The sequence below is a fragment of the Mesorhizobium sp. M7A.F.Ca.CA.001.10.2.1 genome (genome assembly GCF_003998575.1).
Classification (GTDB): domain Bacteria; phylum Pseudomonadota; class Alphaproteobacteria; order Rhizobiales; family Rhizobiaceae; genus Mesorhizobium.
The window spans coordinates 1-1,158 of record NZ_RZQY01001086.1; the positions used below are offsets into that span (position 1 = coordinate 1).

At 60.1% G+C, this 1,158-nt stretch carries 1 protein-coding gene; it reads right to left on the reverse strand.

The genetic code is table 11. The features are described 5' to 3' along the window. The coding region (locus EN964_RS35270; protein ID WP_164776442.1) for a S8 family peptidase at positions 1 to 1,158 on the reverse strand (1,158 nt) is incomplete at both ends.

A 1,158-nucleotide genomic window follows, 5' to 3' on the forward strand; every position in this document is an offset into this window, starting at 1 on the left:
CTCGTCATGCGGCCGGAAGGTCGCCTGCAAACCCGCACGCGTATAATTGCCGGGATGATGCGGATCAGTGTTGCATTTGTAGCAAAGCGTCGCCGTGATCTCGACCATGCCGGACAATTCGCTGTCGGGCATCGGCACCATCGCCCGAATGTATTTCGCGGGCGAAATTTTGCCTTGATAAATCACACGGATCATATCGTCCTCGCAAAGAACGATGTCGTCGATATTGCGCGCCAGGCGCCCCCAGCCGACTTCGTTGTGCGGAATCTCGCTCGCCTCAATCGAGTGGACGAGCAGCGTTCGCACGGCGAGCAGGTTGAGATTGTGCCCGAAATGTGCGCGAATACCGGTCCCGAGACGGAGCGTGCTCGGAGCGGCGAACGACGTTCCGCCGGTTGGATCCAGTTTGCTGACCCCGCCTTCCGCGACAACGAGAAAAGGTCTTTGCATCGAGCCGCCGAATTCGACAAAATCCGGCTTCACCAAGCCCGGACTGCGGCCGGGGCCTACGGCGCTATATGCCGCTCGCTGCCAAGGCGTATCTGGAGAATCTGCGGCGCCGATCGCGAGTGCGTTGACACAATCAGCCGGCACTTGGATGCGGTTGAACCCCATGGCGGCGTCGCCTTCGCCATTGTTGCCGACGGCGATCGTTGCCAGTGTGTCGGCCTGCGAAAACCGTTCGTCGAGCACTGCGGTCCAGGCATGGACATCGTCGTCCTCAATGGAGAGACTCGGGCCGAGGCTCAGATTGACGAAGTCGTAGTCGGTATTGTTGAGAACGGTGTCGATGCGTTCGAGAACCTCGTAGAGCTCGTGCGGGTTTTGCCCGGGCGTCATATCGAGCACGCGGTAGTGATCGACATTGGAGTAGGGGACCGGCACAGGCTTGGTTGGATCGAGAGGTCCGAATAGCAGCGCCGATGTAACTTGCAGCCCGTGTTTAAGCAGTTCGGGATGTGACGCGCCAACATGCGGACCGTCGATCGCTGTTGACCAAGGGCCAAGCGGATGCGTGGCCGGAAGCCCGCCATCGAATATCGCAGTCTTGATGGATGGGTCGAGGGCGGGTTTCGTTGGCAGCGTCAGTGACTGCGACGGCACGCCGGATGTACGAAAAGCCGGACGGAGAATTCGAAGCCGCGGCATCTCCCGCAA